At 69.9% G+C, this 16280-nt stretch carries 14 protein-coding genes; 11 read left to right on the forward strand and 3 right to left on the reverse strand.

What is annotated here, in order from left to right; translation table 11 throughout:
* Window positions 1-33: 33 nt before the first annotated feature.
* Window positions 34-1272: a cytochrome P450 family protein gene (locus tag MILUP08_RS10690; protein WP_007457442.1), complete on the forward strand. Its 1239-nt coding sequence runs from the start codon at window positions 34-36 to the stop codon at window positions 1270-1272.
* 93 nt (window positions 1273-1365) lie between these two features.
* On the opposite strand, the gene MILUP08_RS10695 is transcribed toward MILUP08_RS10690, so the two are convergent.
* On the reverse strand, window positions 1366-2106 hold the full coding sequence (locus tag MILUP08_RS10695; RefSeq protein ID WP_007457443.1) for an SDR family oxidoreductase: 741 nt from the start codon (window positions 2104-2106) through the stop codon (window positions 1366-1368).
* 248 nt (window positions 2107-2354) lie between these two features.
* Between MILUP08_RS10695 and MILUP08_RS10700 the strand changes: the two genes are divergently transcribed.
* Window positions 2355-3536 carry an acyl-CoA dehydrogenase family protein gene (locus MILUP08_RS10700; RefSeq protein WP_007457444.1) on the forward strand — a complete coding sequence of 394 codons (1182 nt, stop codon included), beginning with the start codon at window positions 2355-2357 and terminating at the stop codon, window positions 3534-3536.
* A 235-nt stretch (window positions 3537-3771) separates the two neighbouring features.
* Complete coding sequence (locus MILUP08_RS10705) at window positions 3772-4194, forward strand: SgcJ/EcaC family oxidoreductase (protein WP_007457446.1); 423 nt, start codon at window positions 3772-3774, stop codon at window positions 4192-4194.
* A gap of 874 nt (window positions 4195-5068) precedes the next feature.
* On the opposite strand, the gene MILUP08_RS10710 is transcribed toward MILUP08_RS10705, so the two are convergent.
* Window positions 5069-5734: a MerR family transcriptional regulator gene (locus tag MILUP08_RS10710; RefSeq protein WP_007457448.1), complete on the reverse strand. Its 666-nt coding sequence runs from the start codon at window positions 5732-5734 to the stop codon at window positions 5069-5071.
* Window positions 5735-6653: 919 nt separating this feature from the next.
* On the opposite strand from MILUP08_RS10710, the gene MILUP08_RS10715 reads away from it, so the two are divergent.
* The 4 genes from MILUP08_RS10715 to MILUP08_RS34155 all read left to right on the forward strand — a co-directional run bounded on the left by MILUP08_RS10715 (window position 6654) and on the right by MILUP08_RS34155 (window position 9897).
* Entirely contained in the window at window positions 6654-7463 is an 810-nt protein-coding gene (locus MILUP08_RS10715; RefSeq protein WP_007457452.1) for a helix-turn-helix domain-containing protein, read from the forward strand.
* A 116-nt stretch (window positions 7464-7579) separates the two neighbouring features.
* Entirely contained in the window at window positions 7580-8695 is a 1116-nt protein-coding gene (locus tag MILUP08_RS10720) for a carboxymuconolactone decarboxylase family protein (protein WP_007457454.1), read from the forward strand.
* A gap of 108 nt (window positions 8696-8803) precedes the next feature.
* Window positions 8804-9361, forward strand: a complete 558-nt coding sequence (locus tag MILUP08_RS10725) for a hypothetical protein (RefSeq protein ID WP_007457456.1) — start codon at window positions 8804-8806, stop codon at window positions 9359-9361.
* Between the two features lie 2 nt (window positions 9362-9363).
* Window positions 9364-9897: a copper resistance CopC family protein gene (locus tag MILUP08_RS34155; RefSeq protein ID WP_007457458.1), complete on the forward strand. Its 534-nt coding sequence runs from the start codon at window positions 9364-9366 to the stop codon at window positions 9895-9897.
* Window positions 9898-10034: 137 nt separating this feature from the next.
* Here the strand turns inward: MILUP08_RS34155 and MILUP08_RS10735 are convergent, their stop codons facing one another.
* The gene (locus tag MILUP08_RS10735) at window positions 10035-11195 is read right to left on the reverse strand and encodes an epoxide hydrolase family protein (RefSeq protein WP_007457460.1); all 1161 of its coding nucleotides are present in this window, start codon (window positions 11193-11195) and stop codon (window positions 10035-10037) included.
* Between the two features lie 220 nt (window positions 11196-11415).
* On the opposite strand from MILUP08_RS10735, the gene MILUP08_RS10740 reads away from it, so the two are divergent.
* From MILUP08_RS10740 to MILUP08_RS10755, 4 genes are all read left to right on the forward strand, one after another.
* On the forward strand, window positions 11416-12741 hold the full coding sequence (locus tag MILUP08_RS10740; RefSeq protein ID WP_007457464.1) for an FAD-dependent oxidoreductase: 1326 nt from the start codon (window positions 11416-11418) through the stop codon (window positions 12739-12741).
* Window positions 12742-12773: 32 nt separating this feature from the next.
* On the forward strand, window positions 12774-14210 hold the full coding sequence (locus MILUP08_RS10745; RefSeq protein WP_007457466.1) for an MFS transporter: 1437 nt from the start codon (window positions 12774-12776) through the stop codon (window positions 14208-14210).
* 39 nt (window positions 14211-14249) lie between these two features.
* Complete coding sequence (locus MILUP08_RS10750; RefSeq protein ID WP_007457468.1) at window positions 14250-15059, forward strand: TIGR03084 family metal-binding protein; 810 nt, start codon at window positions 14250-14252, stop codon at window positions 15057-15059.
* Between the two features lie 212 nt (window positions 15060-15271).
* Window positions 15272-16255 (forward strand): DUF1702 family protein, encoded by a 984-nt coding sequence (locus MILUP08_RS10755; protein WP_007457470.1) that lies wholly within the window; start codon window positions 15272-15274, stop codon window positions 16253-16255.
* Window positions 16256-16280: the final 25 nt, after the last annotated feature.

A 16280-nucleotide genomic window follows, 5' to 3' on the forward strand; every position in this document is an offset into this window, starting at 1 on the left:
CCGGTGCCGTGCACCGAACCATGGAGGCCCGCGATGGGTAAATGCCCGATCATGCTCGACCCTGAGGGACGTGACATTCATGCCGAAGCCGCCCGGATCCGCGCCGAGGGTCCGGTCACCCTCGTCGAGGTTCCCGGTGGCTACCGCGCCTGGTGCGTCACGACGTACGACATTGGCAAGAAGCTCCTGTCCGGCGACCAGCTCTCCAAGAACGCCAAGGAGGACTGGCCCCCGTTCGTGCGTGGCGAGGTGCCGCACGACTGGGAGCTGATCACCTGGGTGGCGATGGACAACCTGACCGTCCGCGACGGCGCCGACCACGACCGCCTGCGCAGGCTCGTGTCGCACGCCTTCACGCCGCGCGAGGTCGAGCAGGCCCGCCCGCGCGTCGCGTCGATCGTGCAGCGGCTGCTGGACGACATGGAGGCCAACACCCGGCCGGGCGAGACGGTCGACATCAAGGGCCAGTTCACGTACGCGCTCACCGCCACCCTCATCTGCGACCTCTTCGGTGTGCCGGAGGAGGTGCGGGAGGAGGCCCTCAAGGGCACCAAGCAGAACAGCCTGACCAACCACACCGGCGAGATGGCGGCGGCGAACCTCGATCAGTGGCACGACGCCATGTCCAAGCTCGCGGCCCGCCGTCGTCAGGACCCGGGAGACGACCTCACCAGCGTCCTGATCGCCGCGAACGAGGACGGCGAGACGCTCTCCAACGAGGAGCTGATCGGCAGCCTGCACGTCCTGCTCGGCGCGGGCTCGGAGACGTTGAGCAACGTGTTGGCCCACTGCATCATCGACCTGAGCACCCACCGGGACCAGTTGGAGCTGATCCGCTCCGGTCAGTACACCTGGATGGACGCCTTCGACGAGGCGGTCCGCAAGGACGCCGCCGTCGCCCAGCTGCCCTTCCGCTACGCCAAGGAGGACATCGACATTGCCGGCGTCCACATCGCCAAGGGCGACCTGGTCCTGATCGCGTACGCCGGGATCGGCCGGGACCCGGCGCTGCACGGCGACACCGCAAACGACTTCGACATCACCCGTCCGGACAAGACGAACCTGTCGTTCGGCCACGGCGAGCACTACTGCCTCGGCCGTCCGCTGGCCACGATGCAGTCGATGGTGGCCCTGCCGGCCCTCTTCGAGCGCTTCCCCGACCTGACCCTGGCCGTGCCGCGCGAGGAGCTGCCCCCGCAGGGCTCGTTCATCATGAACGGCTACGACCGGGTGCCGATGTACCTCACCGCCGCGGTCCCCGCGGTCGCCTGAGCCCCGTGCCCACAGTCATGGCGGTGGCCACCACGACGGTGGTCACCGCCATGCGTACGTCCGGGGTTCCTTGGAAACGGTCCTGCGCGGGTTTCAGGGCAGCCGCGTCAGGCCGGCGCCGGACAGCAGGTGCGCGGCGCCGGACGGATGCGGGTCGCCGCCGAGCCGCAGGAAGGCAGCGCCCGCCGCCTCCGGCGTCAGCACCGGGCGCATGGGCTCGACGAACGTCTCGGGCGTGACGCCGGCGCGCTCGGCGTACGCGTCGACAGCCGCCCGGCCGAGGCCGGTTTCCGGCGTGAGCTGCGGCAGCACCGTGTGGAACGTGATGTCCAGCCCGGCACGCGCGGCCTCCTGGGCCGCGTAGTCGGCGAGGAAGCGGACGGTCGCCTTGCCTCCGGCGTAGCCGCCGCTGAGCACGGACCCCTTCAACGCGGCGCCGCTGCTGGTCACGATGACCCGGCTGCCGGGCCCCAGGGGCTGCCGCAGCACCTCGCGCAGCCAGAGGAACGCGATGCGCACGTCGGTGTTCCAGGGGGTGGAGAAGGTCTCCCAGGTCTGCTCGGTCAGCGGACGCAGCTCGGGTGACGCGCCGGCCACCAGGGCGAGGACGTCCGGCGGGTTCCGGCGGAGCACGTCGAGACTGGCCGGGTCGGTGGCGTCCGCGTCGACGAGGCTCAGGTTGGCGTGCCCCTCGGCGAGGGTGGCCAGCGGTGCGGTGTCGCGCGACAGCGCCGTCACCGTCGCGCCGGCGGTCAGGAACGCCTCGGTCACCCCTCGGCCGAGGCCACGGCTCGCGCCGACGACGAGCACCTTCCGATCGGACCAGTAACTCATGTCGTCCACCATTCATGATGTCGTCGGTAAATTGTTCACCGTAAAGCTACGATCCCGGTCGAGCCCGATCTTCTTTCAGAGTGCGCGGTTCTCGGCGGCACCCCGGAATGCCTTTTCCGGCGGACGCCCAGGGGTTAACGTGACTTCCTGAATTCCCGGCAACGACCTTCAGCGCTTCACGCAGCCGCCCGTTTGCGCCATCCGCTTCCCGGCGGGGGCACGATGGGGCCGTACCAGGAGGAGACCCCGTGCAGACAACCGAGACGTCACACCGAACCGATCTGACGAAGAGGGCGGCCGACATCGTCCCGGTGCTCCGGAAGAATTCGTTGTGGCAGGAGGAGAACCGTCGGCTCGCCGACGAGAGTGTCGAGGCGATGACGGCTGCCGGAATCTTCCGCATGCGTACCGCGGCGCGCTTCGGCGGCTACGAGGCGGACGCCCACACGCTGCTGGACGTCGGCATCGAGCTGGGGCGCGGCGACGGCGCCGCGGCGTTCGACGTCGCCGCCTGGTGGATCACCTCGTGGAACGTCGGCCTGTTCCCGGACGAGGTGCAGGACGAGATCTTCGCCGACCCGGACGCCCGGATCAGCGGGACGTTGGCGCTCAACGGCACCGGCGTCCCCAAGGACGGCGGCATCGTCGTCAACGGTCGGTGGGCGTTCAACAGCGGTGCCGCGCACAGCGGGTGGAAGCTCCTCTCCACCCTGCTCATTCCGTCCGACGGTGAGCCCGAGCCGGTGATGGCAGTGGTGCCGATGAGCGCGCTGCGCATCGTGGACGACTGGCACGTGTCCGCGCTCTCCGGCACCGGCAGCGTCACGGCCGTCGCGGAGGACGTCTTCGTGCCCGGCTCCAACGTCATGCGGATCGCCGCGTTCACCGCCGGCGAGTACGCGTCCGAGCGCAACCGGGACCTGCCGATGTTCCAGTCGCCACTGGTCGCGGCCGTCGCGGCGTCGACCTCCGGCAAGATGATCGGCATGGCGCGTGCCGCCGAGGAGCAGTTCTACGCGCGGATCAACGAACGGCCCATCTCGAACACCAACTACGAGCGGCAGGCGGACGCGCCGATCACGCACCTGCAGGCGGCCGACGCCGCCCTCAAGATCGACGAGGCCGAGGGCCACGCGCGCAGGCTCGCCACGCTCGTGGACGAGCGCGGTCTGACGCGGGAGCCGTGGACGATCCGCGATCGGGCGTACGCCAGGGCTGTTGCCGGGCGCGTGCCGCAGCTGACCGCCGAGGCGGTCGACATCCTGGCCGGCGCCTGTGGGGCGTCGTCGATCTACACGCGGGAGCCGATCCAGCGGATCCGGCGCGACGTCCGCGCGGTCACCCTGCACGCTCTGCACCTGCCGACGACCACGATGGAGCTCTACGGCCGGGTGCTGTGCGGCCTGGAGCCCAACACGTTCTTCATCTGAGCTGTCCACCAACGCGCGGACGTCCACCGACACGTCGGTGGGCGTCCGTGCGCGCGCGTACACGAAAGCCTCCGGCGACCAGGTCCGAGGCCGCCGGCGGAGATCCGTTGCCGGCACTTCTCGGACGTTGCGCCCTACCGACCCGGCGCACGCTGGAAGACGCCAGGACAGCGCGTATCCGGCCACGATGGTCATCAGTTGCCATCAATGGACGGCTGACGGAAGTGGGTAGCAGATGACCACCAACACGGAAGCTCCGGTCCTGGACGGATCGGACCAGGCGGCGATCGGCGCGGTGTCGGCCCGGATGGTGAAGGCCTGGGCGGCACACGACGCCGACGCCTTCGCCGACCTGTTCGCCGAGGACGGCACACTCATCCTGCCGGGCGTGTACGTGAAGGGCCGCACGGCCATTCGCGACTACATGGCGGACGCCTACCAGGGCGTGTACGCCGGAACGTCCGTCACCGGGAAGCCGATCGACGTCAAGCCCCTCGGACCCGGTGCGGTCGCGTTGTTGACCGTCGGCGGGGTGATCGCGGCCGGGAGCACCGAGCTGGCCGCCGCGGACGCCATCCGGGCCTCCTGGATCCTCGTCAAGCGAAACGACGCCTGGGTGCTCGCGGTCTACCAGAACTGCCCGCGTGACCCAGCCTGAGTGGTAGCCAGTTTCGAGGGCCGGCCAGGTGGCCGGCCCTCACGCGTCGGCGCCGCCGGGGCCACGGTCACCGGGCTCTGCCGCGGCCGGATCGCGCCGAGCCTTCGTGCCCGCTCCCATGCTCACGGTGACCGGCTCAGAGCAGGCGTTTGCGGTTCGTGTGTGCGGCCGATGTCGGGCGCGCCCGGGTCCTGCGGCTCGTGCCTCGCGGCCCGTGTCTTGCGACTCGTGTCTTGCGGCCCGTGTCTTGCGGCCCGTGTCTTGCGGCCCGCGGGTCCCGGCGGCCGGCTCAGGGCCTGTGGCTCGCGGCGCCTTCCGGGCTCATGGCTCGATGTCCACCGTGACGGCTGCGGCCACCGCGCGTGGTGTCCGGCCAGGGCTCAGCGCTCGTGGCTCGTGGCGACCGGCTCAGGGCTCATCGGTCGTGGCGACCGGCTCAGGGCTCATCGGTCGTGGCGACCGGCTCAGGGCTCAGCGGTCGTGGCTCGTGGCGACCGGCTCAGGGCTCAGCGGTCGTGGCTCGTGGCGACCGGCTCAGGGCTCAGCGGTCGTGGCTCGTGGCGACCGGCTCAGGGCTCAGCGGTCGTGGCTCGTGGCGACCGCCTTAGGGCTCAGCGGTCGTGGCTCGTGGCGACCGGCTTAGGGCTCAGCGCTCGTGGCGACTGGCTCAGGGGCTGATGCTGGCGGCTCGGAGTGACCGGCTCGCGGTTCGCGGTTCGCAGCCAGCGGGCGAGCGGGCTAGCGGGCGAGCGGCGAGCGGGCGGCGGTTCGGGGTTCGTGGCGAGGGGTGTCTCGGGCAGTCGGCGCGGCCTCGCCGGGCCGAACGTTCCGGGCCGGTCGAGCCGTGCGCCTCGGCGCGTCGGCTCCGGCGGTGTCAGGAGCGGTCGCCGTCGTCGGCGGTTCCCTGGTTGGCCGGCACGAGGCCGAATCGGCGGGACAGGTGATGCTGCTGCCCGAGCTGGCGCATCGCCGCGAATGCCTGGTGGAGCAGGACGTTGCGCGCGAGCGCCTCGATGCGCGCGGTGCGGTCGTTCGCGATCCGACCGACCTCGTGCCGGGCGAGCCGGTCGGCTGCCTCCCGGTAGACGTCGAGGAAGTCCGGATCGCAGTCGCAGCCCAGGCGCCGCATCGCGGCGAGTGCGAGGGTCAGGTGTGACCGGGCGGCGGCGTCCGGGTTGACCTCCCAGCCGGACGCATCGATGATGCGGTTCGCGTCGGCACGGGCGAGCTCGAGGCTCTCGTCCTCCTCGGCGGCGGTGTCCTTGCCCGCCATCGACACCTCGTTGAGCACCTCGAACAGCTCGATCGACGACAGGTGTTCCTCCTCGGCGGCGATCAGGAGCCGCCGTACCGACGTGAGATCGAGTTCGCCGATGGAGGTGAATATCTTGATCAGCCGAAGACGTCGCAGGTGATTCTTATTGTAAAGTGCCTGGTTACGTCCGGTGGGTTCGCCGGGTGGGAGTAGTCGTTCGCGCAGGTAGAACTTGATCGTTCCGACCGGCACCCCGGACTGCCGGCTCAAGTCAGATATTCGCATCGTGGCTCCCCGTGATCAACGTTTCAGGCCCATGGATCGCGACCACTCGTACTAGCTGTGGCTGCGCCGCGGAAATGACGCGGTGGTTGCGGCGTCGCTGCCGGCGGAGGTCGTCGTGGCTGCCCTGGGCTGGTGTGGATCGAGAAGCACGGGTGATCGGCTCCTTCCGAGCGTGGTGCCGGATGCGCAATCAAGAGGGCTGATGGTTGCGCCGTCCGATAGGAGACTAGGAGACTCGGACATACTTCGGCAACCCTCGATTACCACACAAACACTGTTAGTAACCAGAGCTGGCCCTCCAATGAGGTCCGTCAGTGGCCGGTGAACGGATCAGGGTGACCGCGTCCGCGAGCCGCGACCGTTGTCGCGGTTGATCGCACAAATAGAACTGCCCACCGCGAAAGCCCTGGCTGCGACACGTATCGGGGACCGTGACGGCGTGCTGATCACGTATCTGGCCGGTGTCGTCGACGGGTATCGCCGGGTCGGAGGCCGGCGGCGCCAGAGGGTCCGACAGGGCCTGCTGGCGCGTCGCCGACGTTCCTCGCCGTCACCCTCGTACGACCGATTCCGTGCTCTCCGAACAGCGGGAATGACGATCAACTCTGGCCGGGTACCGACGGGTGGAGGTCACCCCTGCGGCCCTCGGCCACCTCGACCACAAGGTGTGCATATACCGGTGATACACGCTATCCGTATCCAGTAGCGCCAATATCCGCTGCTTCTTCACGATTGCGTCGCGCGCTCACACAGGGTTGATTGCCGACGGACCGTCCGATAGTGTTGCCATAAGTCGGGAGATCATCCGACGTAAATAACCGCACTGTTCCGGCTTTTATATTCAATTGTCAGGTAGGCGCGCGCATATCTGACTGCCACGAGTTGGATAATTCAGCGGAACAGCACCTGGGGGAGTGTCATGAAAGACGTTTCCGAGCAAGCGGTGCTGCGCGCAGTCGCAGCGATGCATGACCGCATGGGCGAACAGTTGACTGTCGACGACATGGCCCGTGCCGCAATGTTCAGCAAATTCCACTTCACTCGGATCTTTCGACGGGTGACAGGTGTGTCGCCCGCCCGGTTCCTCTCGGCGCTGCGTCTGCAGCGGGCGAAGGACCTGCTCATCACCACCTCGATGAACGTCGCGGACATCAGCGTCCGCGTGGGATACAACAGCGTCGGTACGTTCAGTTGGCGGTTCAGCCGTAGCGTCGGCATGTCGCCGACTGCGTTCCGTCGACATGCCGGCTACACACAGTCTATCCATCCGCACTTCGAGTGGCGCTCCGGGCGATCGCCGAGCGGTCGGGTGTCCTGCCAGGTCCGCCTCGCGGAAGACGACGACCAAGCGCTCATTTTCGTCGGTCTGTTCAGCGGCCGTATCCCGGAAGGACGCCCGGCGCGCTGCGCCGTTCTCCAGCAACCGGGCTGGGTCCATTTCGACGCGGTTCCCCTGGGCTCCTGGTACGTGTTGGCCCAGTCGGTGTCGGCCGAGTCGGACGGCGCCGATCCGAACGCCGACGTGGCCGATCGTGCCGTGTCGGTGGCGACGTACGGCCCACTCACGGTCCGCGCCGATTCGAAGGTCACCGCGGACCTGGTGCTGCGGCGCAGCAGCGCCCTGGATCCGCCGGTGCTGCTCGCCCTGCTCGACGCCCGCAAGTACGCGCTGAGCCAGGCACAGCACGGCGGCACCGCGATGCGGGATCGGGTGGGCGCGGCCGCCTGAGTGGGTGGCCCACCTGGACGCCGTCGGCGTGGCGCACTCCGGCATCACCACCTCGAAGCACGAGGCGAGCCTGCAGACAGCGAGAGCAGTCGGCGAATCTGACGCGGGAGGTTCTGATGGTCGCAAGGCGTGTTGCTTCCTCGGTCGCTCAGAAGCACGTCAACTTTCTGACCGTGGTGCCTGCCGCGACGGCGCGTGGACTCGTCGCGGCGGTGTACCGCCAGGTCGCCGAGGAATATCAGATCGTGGTGCCTCCGGCGTTGTTGCACTCGCCGTCCGAGGACGTCCTGGCCGCGTACTGGGCACTCACCCGGGAGCCGCTGTTGCCGGCCGGCGCGGTGGACCGCGCGGTGAAGGAAGCGGTCGCGGCATCGGTGTCGGTGGCCAACACCTGTCCCTACTGCGCCGATCTGCACGTGGCGGGCCTCTTCGAGCTCTCCGGTGAGCACGACGCGGAGGCGATCGCCGCGGACCGGCCCGACGAGATCGCCGACATCCGCACGCGCCGCTTCGTGAAGTGGGCCCGTGCCGCACACCGTGCCGACGGCCCGCCGCTGCCACCGGAAGTGTCCGACGTGGAACGGGCCGAGCTGGTCGGGGTCGTGGTGGGCTTCCATTACCTGAGCCGCGTGGTCAACGTCTTCCTCGCCAACTCGCTGCTGCCGCAGGGCCTCGGCCCACGCGCACGGCGCCGACTCAATCAGGGGCTCGGCCGGGTGCTCCGGCCCACCCTCCGGGGACAGCACGTCGCCGGCCGAGCCACCCGCCTGCTCGATGTCGCGGCACCGACCTCGGACGTCGGCTGGGCCTCGGCCAGCCCGCGGATCGCCGACGCCGTGGCACGCTCCTACCGCGTCTTCGAGGCCGCCGGGCAGCGTTCGCTCGACCCCGCCGTCCGCCGCCTCGTGCTGACCCGGCTCGACGGGTGGGCCGGGGAGGACGCCGGTCTCAGCAACCGCTGGTGCGACGAGCTGATCGAGCCGCTGGCCGCACCGCAGCGGGTGGCGGCACGCCTCGCGCTGCTCACCGCGTTCGCTTCCTACCGGGTCGGCCCCGAAGTCGTCGAGGATTTCCGCCGCCACCACCCGGCGGACGCCACGCTTGTCGACGTGGCCGCCTGGGCCAGCTTCGCCGCGGCCCGCCGGATTGGTGTCCGGCACAGCGCACACGAAGAGAAGAACGACGGACGTCTCTGGCGTGACAATGGCGCTGTCGTGCCTCGCGAGTCCTGAAAGGCGCGCGGGAAGCGCCAACGTCGGTGGGAACCAGTGTCGTTTCCCGTCGGCCCGTGCTGCGGCGATGTGGCGCGTGAATCGAACACCCCGGAATAGGAGAACCGAATGGTGGTCGCACCCGTTCGCACCCTCAACCACGCCTACCATCGGGCAGCGCTCGGTGGCTTCCTGGCAATCACGCTCGCGCACTGGGCCGAACACCTGGTCCAGGCCTACCAGATCTGGGTGCTCGGCTGGGCCCGCCCGCAGGCGCGCGGCGTGCTCGGTCAGTTCCTTCCGTGGCTGGTGACCTCGGAATGGATGCACTACGGGTACGCGCTTGTCATGTTGGTAGGTCTGTTCCTGCTCCGTCCCGGCTTCGTCGGCCGGGCCCGGACGTGGTGGACGGTCGCCCTGGTGATCCAGTTCTGGCACCACATCGAGCACTTCCTGCTGCTGTTGCAGGCGCAACTGCACACCAACTTCTTCGGCGCGGCGGTGCCGACAAGCGTCCTGCAACTGATCTATCCGCGGGTCGAACTGCACCTGTTCTACAACTCGGTCGTGTTCCTGCCGATGATCATCGGGATGTATCTGCACCTGCGTCCGAACGATCGGGAACTGGAGCAGACGCACTGCAACTGCGTGCAGACGCAGTCGCATCCCAGCGTCGTAGCGGCCTGACCGTGTCCCGTCGGACCCGCCTGCTCATCGCCGCCGTGCTGGTCCTGCTGCCACTGGGCTGGCTCGTCGCGGTCACCGTCCGCGCGCCGGCGGTACGCCTCATGGGCAGCTCGCCCGCCGACGCGCAGAGCCTGACGACCGCACCGGGCGAGGCACGACTGAACCTGTCGGCGGCCGCCGACCCCGCGCTGTCGCACCTCTCGGTCGTCGACAGCGCGGGGCGGCGGGTCGACTCCGGTGCCGTGACCGCCGGGCCGGGCGACATCCTGCGTGTGCCCGTGCGCATCGATGCCAACGGCACGTACACGGTCGTCTACCACGTCATCGGCGTCGCCGGCGGACAGACCAGCGGCGTCATTCGCTTCGCCGTCGGCACACAGGCGTCCGGCGCCGCGAACGTGGGCGCCGGGCACGAGCACGAGCACGGCGTCGACGGGCTCAGCGCGGTACTGCTCCTGGTCAATCTCGTCACGGTCGTCGTCCTGGCGATCCTGCTCGTCCGTCGACCGGCGCCCCGCCGCGTACCTCCGCGGTAGCGCCTTTGGACGTGCCGCGCGTCTAGGGCCTGTTTCATCAGGGCGGTCGAGCCGGGCCCGCCGCAGGCCGGCCAGGTCTTATGAAACAGGCCCGAGGGCCCCGGATGCCGAGACATCCGGGGCCCTCGCCGTACGGTTCAGCTCCGCAGGGTCGCGACGAACGAGCGCAGGTCACCGACCAGCAGGTCCGGCTGCTCCATGGCGGCGAAGTGGCCACCCCGTTCGAACTCGGTCCACTGCACGATGTTCGGGAAGCCGCGCTCGGCGAAGCGCCGGACCGGCTGCCCGGGGTCGCGGGGGAAGATCGCCACGCCCAGGGGAACCGGCAGGGGCGGCGGAGGCGGCGGGGGAGTCTTGGCGATGGGCAGCAGCTCGGCGTTGTCGTAGTAGAAGTGGGCCGACGACGCGCCGGCGCCGGTCAGCCAGTACAGCATCACGTTGGTGAGGATCCGGTCACGGTCGATCGCCTCCTCGGGGACCTTGGTCGAGTCGCTCCACTCGTGCAGCTTCTCGACGATCCAGGCGAGCTGACCCACCGGCGAGTCGTTCAGGGCGTACGCCAGGGTCTGCGGCCGGGTGGCCTGGATCTTCATGTACCCGGACTGGTCGTCGACGTAGTTCATCAACAGGCCCAGCCGGCCGCCCTCGACCTCGGTCAGGCCGGCCAGGTCGGCGGGGTCGCCGGAGGGCGGCGTCGGCAGGAAGTTCACGTGCGCGCCGATGACGTGCTCGTGGTCGAGGCCCGCCAGCACCAGGCTGATCCAGGCGCCGAAGTCGCCCCCCTGGACGACGTACCGCTCGTAGCCCAGGGCGGCCATCAACTCGGCCCAGGCGGCGGCGACCCGCGGCATGGTCCAGCCCGGACCGCTGGGCGCCCCGGAGAACCCGAAGCCGGGAATGGTGGGAATGACCAGGTGACAGGCCGTCGCCGGGTCGCCGCCGTGTGCGCGCGGGTCGGTGAGCGGCCCGATGATGTCGGTGAACTCGGCGAAGGAACCGGGCCAGCCGTGCGTGATGATCATGGGGGTGGCGTCCGGCTCGGGGGAGCGGACGTGCAGGAAGTGCACGTTGGTGCCGCCGACCTCGGTGGTGAACTGCGGGAAGGAGTTGAGCCGGGTCTCGGCGGCACGCCAGTCGTAACCGGTTCGCCAGTACTCCACCAGTTCGCGCAGGTAGCTGGCCGGCACGCCCCGGCTCCAGTCCTCCGTGGGCGAGTCGGCAGGCCAGCGCGTGTCGGCGAGACGGCGGCGCAGGTCGTCCACGTCGGCCTGCGGAATGTCGATCCGGAACGGTTTCATGCGGCAATCCTCACTCGATGAGGGAACGGAACGCTATTCCTCGCGACAGGGGGACTTCGCGGCGGCGTCCGCGGACCATGTTAGCGATGCGGAGATGGGTCGGAAAGGCCTGCTGATTCCCTTTTCGGACAGAGCATTCTGGAAGAAGAAATGACGCTTACGCTCGATACCATAACTGACAACAATTGATTTCTTATCCCAATCCAGGAGGCTGACGGTAATGGGCATTCCGCTGATTGCGCATGCGGTGGTCCTCGGCGGCAGCGTCGCCGGATCACTGGCGGCCCGGGTCTTGTCGCCGGCCTGCGAGAGGGTCACCGTCGTCGACCGCGACGACCTCTTCGGGCCGGTGGAGCCCCGCCAGGCGGCGCCGCAGGGCCACCACATCCACGCTCTGCTCGCCCGTGGCCAGCAGATCCTGGAGGAGCTGTTCCCGGGCTTCACCGACGAGCTGGTGGCCGGTGGGGTGCCGATCGGCGACTTCGGCACCAGCCTCAGCTGGTACTTCAACGGTCAGATGATCCGTAAGGCCGAGACCGGACTGGTCTGTGTCGCGAGTGGACGGCCACTGCTCGAGTCGCGTGTGCGCGCCCGCGTCCGGGCTCTCGGCAACGTCACCTACCGGGAGCGTACCGACATCGCGGGTCTGGTCGCGTCGCCGGACCGGCAGCGGATAACCGGCGTCCGGGTGCAGGGGCGGGCGCCGGGCGCACCCGAGGAGGTCCTCGACGCGGATCTGGTCGTCGACACCACCGGGCGTGGCTCGCGGACGCCGCTCTGGCTGGAGGAGCTGGGCTACCAGCGGGTGCCGGAGGAACGGGTCAAGATGGACCTCACCTACACCACTATGGACTTTCACGGCCCGCTGTCGTTCGACCCGATCGGCGAGGACATCGCGCTGCTCCCGGTCGCCACCCCGGCGCAGCCGCGCGGTGCCATCTTCGCCCGGATGCCCGACCGGTACGCCGTTTCGCTTACCGGCATCCTGGGCGACCGGCCGCCGACCGACCACGAGGGCTTCCTGGCCTACGTACAGTCCCTGCCCGTACCGGAGATCTACAAGGCGGTCCGCGACGCCGAGCCGATGGGACCGGCGGCCTCTTTCCGGTTCCCGGCGAGCATCCGTCGGCGCTACGATCGGCTGGCGCGTACGCCGGATGGGCTGATCGTCCTCGGTGATGCCGCGTGTGTCTTCAATCCCGTCTACGGCCAGGGCATGACGGTGGCGGCGATGTCCGCCCGATTGCTTGGCGAGCACGTGCGTTCCGGTCCGCCGACGCCGCGGGCCTTCTTCCGCGACCTGTCCCGGCTCATCGACGCGCCGTGGGACATGTCAGCCGGAGCCGACCTCGGCTTCCCCGGTGTGGTGGGCCGACGGACGGCAAAGGTGTGGATGGGCAATGCCTACATCCCCCGCCTGCAGGCGGCAGCGGCTCACGACGGCGTGCTGACGACTGCCTTCCTGCGCTCCGCGGGCCTGGTCGATCCGCCGCAGGCGCTCATGCGCCCCGCAATCATCTCCCGCGTGCTGCGCTCGCGGCGCTGACCCCTCCAGCTATCGAGACGAAGGACAGCGACATGGACACAGCTCAGCTCGCCGGCACCGCAGCGCCGCCGGACTCGCGCCGATGGTGGGCGCTCGTCCTGCTGTGCACCGCGAACTTCATGGTCATCCTCGACACGCAGATCGTCATCCTGGCGCTGCCGACGATCAGCACCGAGCTCCAGCTGGCACCCAGCGCGGCCCAGTGGGTGCTCAGCGCCAACCTCGTCACCTTCGGTGGCCTGCTGCTGCTCGGTGGCCGGGCCGCCGACCTGCTCGGGCGTCGCCGGATGTTCTTCGTCGGCACGCTGCTGTTCCTGCTGGTCTCGCTGGCCTCGGGCTTCGCGTGGAACGGTGAGGTGCTCATCGCCGCGCGGGCCGTGCACGGCCTCTCGGCGGCCCTGATGGCGCCGACCGCGCTCTCGATCATCACCAGCATGTTCCCCGAGGGCCGCGAGCGGCACCTCGCCCTGGCCGGCTGGGCCGGCATCGCCGGTGTCGGCGCGACAGTGGGTCTGCTCATCGGCGGCTGGCTCACCAGCAGCTTCGGCTGGCCCGCCGTCTTCTTCGTCAACGTGCCGGTGGCACTTCTGATGCTGGTCCTCATCCCGGTCCTGCTGCGCGAGAGCCGGGACCTGAACGCCAGGCGGACGTACGACGTCGCGGGCGCCGTGACGAGCACCGCGGCGCTGGTGCTCGTGATCTATGCCCTCGTGACCGCGCCGGCGGAGGGCTGGCTCAGCGTCCAGACCCTCGGCACCGCCGCCGCCGCGATCGTGCTGGCCGGAGTGTTCGTCGCCATCGAGGCGCGGTCCAGCGAGCCCCTGCTGCCGCTGCGGCTGCTGCGCTCGCCGACACTTGTCGGCGGCAACCTGGTCATGGTCACCATGATCATGTGTGCCTTCGGGATGTCGGTGACGATCGCCCAGTACACCCAGGGCCCGCTCGGGGACACCGCGCTGGAATCCGGCATCCGGCAGTCGATCATGCCACTGATGGCGTTGGTCGGTTCGTACGCCGGGCAGTCGTTCATCACGCGGTACGGCTTCCGGCCGGTGGCGGCGATCTGCCTCGTCCTGCTCGGGGCCGGCAGCCTGCTGCTGGCGCAGGCCGTGGCGTCCGGTGGGTCGTCCGTCGGGCTGTTCATCGGGCTGTTCGTCTTCGGCACCGGCCTGGGGCTCGGCACGGTCGCGGCCTCGGCGGCCGCTCTCGCCGGTGTCGCCGAGACCGATCTCGGCCTCGCGTCGGGGATGAACACCGCCTCCCAGCAGATCGGCGGCGGTCTGGGGATCGCCATCGTGTCGACAGTGCTCGTCTCCTTCTCGACAAGCGCCGAGCCGGCGGCGGGCTTCCGCCCCGCCCTCATCACCTGCGCGATCTTCACCGTCCTCGGGCTCGTCATCGCCGTTGCCCTGCTGGGCGGACGCCGGCAGGTGATCCCCGCCGATCTCGCGACCGTCCCTCGGCACTGACCGAGCCATCCGGACGCCATCGAACTGAGAGGCAGAACCGTGACCGAACAGCAGCAACCCAGGGTGATCGCCGATCTGGCCGCTGACGGCGACGACCTCGACCGTCTGGTCAGCGACCTCGACGCGGCCGCGTGGGCGTTGCCGACCCCCGCGCCCGGCTGGACCGTCGCCCACCAGATCGCCCACCTGGCGGCCACCTTCCGCATGGCCGGGCTGGCGGCAGCCGACCCCGACCAGTTCGTCGCCATGACGGGGCGGCTGGGCGCCGACTTCAACGCCAACGTCACCGCGGCACTGTCCGGCTACCTCGCCGAGGAGCCCACCGAGTTGTTGCGGCGCTGGCGTGACGAGCGGGCGTGGGCCGAGAAGTCGCTGGGCGCCCTGCCGATGAACCAGCTCGTCCCCTGGTTGGTACGCCCGCTGCCGGCGGCGGTGCTGGCCATGGCCGGGATGATGGAACTCTTCGCCCATGGCCAGGACATCGCCGACGCCCTCGGGGTCCGGCGCACGTTCACCGACCGGATCGGCCAGATCGTCGGGTTCGCGGTCCGGACCTGGGACTTCGGTTACCAGGCCCGCGGCCTCGAAACCCCGGACGTCGAGTTCCGCTTCGAGATCACCGCGCCGTCCGGCGCGCTGTGGGAGTTCGGCCCCGCGGAGTCTCCGGAGCGCGTCACCGGGCCCGCGGAGGACTTCTGCCTCCTGGTCACCCGCCGCCGGCACCGCGACGATCTCGCGGTGCGTGCACAGGGGGAGATCGCCACGCACTGGTTGGAGATCGCCCAGGCATATCGGGGCCCCGCCGGCCCCGGCCGTGAGCCGGGTCAGTTCGCGGATCGGGCCAACTGACCCGAGCGTCAGCGCACCGAGCGTCGTCGCCGGGTGGACCCCACCCGGCGGCGACGCTCGGTCGCATCCCAGCGGCCAACGACCACGTCGAAAGCCCAGCGCAGGGCCGGGATCCGACCGGGCACGCTCGGAGACGCGCGGCTCCCCGAACCCGGCGAGGATGAAATCGCCGCGGTGACAGCCGCCGTGGCACCGAACGAAGGGTGGCCGGTATGTCGAGAGTGTTCGGGTCGATGCGCCGCATGGTTCTCGCGCCTTCGCTGGAGCAGGTCTCCTTCGCCGCGCTCGGATTCCCGGTCACGGCCTCCGCCACCACTGTGCACCTGGAGGCGATCCCGCAGGCGGTGGTCTGCGGCTTCGAGTGGGGGATCGAGGGCCCGAGCGTCGCCGAGCTGGAACGCCGGCTCGCTCTCGTGGACCCGGAACGCCGTGGCTTCGCCTACGAGGGCGCGACGATGGCCTACACCGTGCTCGATGCCACGGCAGGCGGTTCCCGTACCCGTGAGTTGCTGGAAGGGCCGGGGCGCCCGCACTACTTCCTCGCCTGCATAGGCATCGGCTTCGCGATGGCCCGGCTGCCGCGCGCGTTGTGGCGCAAGGTGCTGCCGGACCTCAGCGGGATTCCGTACCACCCGACGATGAGCTGGCTGGCCGTCGACGGTTACGGCTTCGACAAGGCGTACTTCGACCAGGCCACCTGGATCACCGGGCAGCGACGGCCCCGGCCGTACCCCTGGCAGGGGGACGCCGACTACTTCCCGCGCGCGTTCGACCAGGGAGTCGGCCGGGCGCTGTGGTTCCGGCACGCGGCCGACCCGGCGGCGGTGGCGGCGACCGTCGACGGCTTCGCGGCCCCGCGCCGCGCGGACCTGTTCAGCGGTGTGGGACTGGCCGCGACGTTCGCCGGCGGGTGCGACGCCGCCGGCTTCGAGTCGTTGCGGTCGCTGGCCGGGGAGTACGGCCCGCACCTCGCCCAGGGAGCGGTCTTCGCGGCCAAGGCGCGGACGTGGGCGGGCTACTGCCCGGAGCACACCGAGACGGCGGTGCGGGCGCTGACCGGCCTGTCGTCCGAGGCCGCCGCCGAGCTGGCCGACGCCGCGGCGGTCGACGGGCACGGCGACGGCCCGGCCTACGAGCAGTGGCGGCGGGTGATCCGCGAGCGGATCGCCCAGCCCGCCGGCATCAGCGACAGCTAGGGCCCGTTTCGACGACGACCAAAGG

It is taken from the genome of Micromonospora lupini str. Lupac 08 (assembly GCF_000297395.2).
GTDB lineage: Bacteria > Actinomycetota > Actinomycetes > Mycobacteriales > Micromonosporaceae > Micromonospora > Micromonospora lupini.